Origin of the sequence: Aeromicrobium sp. (assembly GCF_014378035.1) — a bacterium.
Classification (GTDB): domain Bacteria; phylum Actinomycetota; class Actinomycetes; order Propionibacteriales; family Nocardioidaceae; genus Aeromicrobium.
The window spans coordinates 1-2526 of the sequence record NZ_JACMOM010000340.1; the positions used below are offsets into that span (position 1 = coordinate 1).

At 66.9% G+C, this 2526-nt stretch carries 3 protein-coding genes and 1 pseudogene; 3 read left to right on the forward strand and 1 reads right to left on the reverse strand.

From position 1 onward, the window contains the following. Positions 1-450: hypothetical protein (locus H7290_RS18000; RefSeq protein ID WP_290515396.1), on the forward strand; the 450-nt coding region annotated here is incomplete at its 5' end. Between the two features lie 18 nt (positions 451-468). Here H7290_RS18000 and H7290_RS18005 read toward each other — a convergent pair. After that, positions 469-627, reverse strand: coding sequence for a hypothetical protein (locus tag H7290_RS18005; RefSeq protein WP_290515397.1), 159 nt, complete (start codon positions 625-627; stop codon positions 469-471). Positions 628-856: 229 nt separating this feature from the next. On the opposite strand from H7290_RS18005, the gene H7290_RS18010 reads away from it, so the two are divergent. Together H7290_RS18010 and H7290_RS18015 are read left to right on the forward strand one after the other, a co-directional pair. Continuing rightward, positions 857-2110, forward strand: a complete 1254-nt coding sequence (locus H7290_RS18010; RefSeq protein ID WP_290515398.1) for an IS256 family transposase — start codon at positions 857-859, stop codon at positions 2108-2110. A gap of 107 nt (positions 2111-2217) precedes the next feature. Then, a pseudogene (locus H7290_RS18015) lies at positions 2218-2526 on the forward strand (transposase); the annotation flags it as partial.

Consider the following 2526-nt stretch of genomic DNA (forward strand, 5'->3'; position numbering starts at 1 on the left):
GCCGGGGCTGTGGCGTTCCACTTCGCCCTCGAGGTGGTGCCCGGAGTGCCGGTGCCGTTGACGCTCGGGATCTATCAGCCCGAGCTGCCACCGCGGCTCTCGACCCAGGTTGGTGCCGTACCTGCAGCAGAGTCGTTGGCAGCCTCGTTCCGCGCAGCCGAGCCTGACGCCGCGGTCTCGACATGGGGAGACGACAACAACGGAGTCACGCGAGTCCTGAGGATGTCGCCTGCTGATCCGGCGGCAGAGGCCGCCAGGCCCCTCCTGCGGGCTGACTACTGGATCACCGCCGTAGGGAGTGAGGCGACCACCGTGTTCTCGTTCGCGGCGCCGGTGTTGTGGGACCAGACCGCGCCTGCTCTGCTGGAGCTGCTCGACGCGATCATCTCCACCGTTCAGTGGTCTCCGGGCGATCCACAAGACGCCGATGCTGTGGCGGCAGCGGACTGATGCGCCGCGGATGAGTGGTCAGCCCGGGTTGCCCTCGCCGGCTGCGTGGTCGCCCCACGGCTGCCGCTCGAGCGTCCCCTCGGCGGCGGCGCCTTCCAACAGCGCGGCCCAAGGGCACATGAGCTCGTCGGGCTCGTGGCCGCTGACGCTGATCTGGCCGTTGCCGCGCAACTCCACTGGTGATGTGGCTGGCTGGTACCGCCACCTTCACCGCGCAGGGCCTCACTGCTCGCTGCGACACGACGAATGAAGGGCATGTGGGAAAATGAAGCGCCCCAGGTTTGAGTTAAGTCCACGGGCGTGGTGTACGACGGGCCCGACTTGAGCGTGGCGTCGTGACATAGCGACGGCCACCGCGTGATCCTTCAGAAGACCTTGCGAAGTCCAACTGAAGGAGAGCACGACGATGACCGTCGACCCCAACTCTATTGACCTACCCGCCTTTATGGCCGAGCACCTGCAGCGTGCCGAGCCCGACCTGCTGCGCAGCATGTTGTCGACGTTCGTCCAGGCGTTGATGTCGGCCGAGGCCGACGCGATCTGCGGCGCCCCGTACGGCGAACGGTCCCCGGAGCGGACCAACTCCCGTAACGGCTACCGGACCCGCGACTTCGACACCCGCACCGGGACGATGGAGGTCGCGATCCCCAAGCTGCGCGAGGGGTCCTACTTCCCTGACTGGCTACTCGAGCGCCGCCGGCGGGCCGAGCGGGCGCTGACCACGGTGGTCGCGACCTGCTACCTGCTGGGTGTCTCGACTCGGCGGATGGAGAAGCTCGTCGAGACCCTCGGCATCACCAGGTTGTCGAAGTCGCAGGTCAGCGTGATGGCACGTGAGCTCGACGCCCACGTTGAGGACTTCCGGACCCGGCCCCTGGACGCCGGCCCGTATACGTTCGTGGCTGCGGACGCGTTGACGATGAAGGTCCGTGAGGGCGGCCGGGTGGTCAACAACCACGTGCTGGTCGCGACCGGCGTCAACGCCGACGGGCACCGCGAGATCCTCGGCGTCGACATCTGTTCCGCCGAGTCAGAGGCCGGCTGGTTGACCCTGTTCCGTGGCATGAACGCCCGCGGCCTGTCCGGGGTCAAGCTGGTCACCTCTGATGCCCATGCCGGGCTCGTCGCGGCCCTCGGCGCCACGATGGGCGGCGCGTCCTGGCAGCGGTGTCGCACCCACTACGCCGCCAACCTGATGGCGATCTGTCCCAAGCACGCCTGGCCCGGCGTGAAGGCCCTGCTGCACAGCGTCTACGACCAACCCGACGCCAAGGCTGTGCACGCCCAGTTCGACAAGCTGCTCGAGGCCGTCGCCGACAAGCTGCCCGCGGTCCACGACCACCTCGACGACGCCCGTGCCGACATCCTCGCGTTCACCGCGTTCCCCAAGGAGATCTGGCGCCAGATCTGGTCCAACAACCCCAACGAACGTCTCAACCGTGAGATCCGCCGCCGCACCGACGTCGTCGGGATCTTCCCCGACCGCACCTCCGCGATCCGCCTCATCGGAGCTGTCCTCGCCGAGCAGCACGACGACTGGATCGAAGGCCGCCGCTATCTCGGACTCGACGTCCTGGCCCGGTCCCGCCTGGCCCTGATCAACACCGACGAGACCACTACCGAACAGGAGGACCTGACACCCGCCGCACTCACTGCCTAGAGTGCAACCACCGGATCACGCGGTGGCCCCTTCATCCACCACGACCGTGGACTTGACCTCAGGTTTGATGCCGCTCCTCTTTGAGTCCAGGAGGATGAGCAGCATGGCTGAAGAAGATTGATGATGAGCTCAAGGCCAGAGCTGTGCGACTGGTCAATGACCATCAGGGCGAGTACTCCTCGCTCACGGCCGCTGCGGCGGTCGTGGCCAAGCAGCTCGGGGTCGGTAAGGAGTCCGTGCGTCGTTGGGTGCTCCAGTCCCAGATCGATGGCGGTCAACGGGCCGGGGCCAGCACTGCGGAGTTGGCTGAGATCAAGGCGCTGAAGGCGGAGAACCGTCGGCTACGCGAGGACGTCGAGATACTTCGTGGGGCCACAACTTTCTTCGCCGGGGAACTCGACCCCCGCAACCGCTGA

Excerpts from the sequence above, each read along its gene's own strand:
- H7290_RS18010 (WP_290515398.1), top strand. The coding sequence starts at position 857 with ATGACCGTCGACCCCAACTCTATTGACCTACCCGCCTTTATGGCCGAG.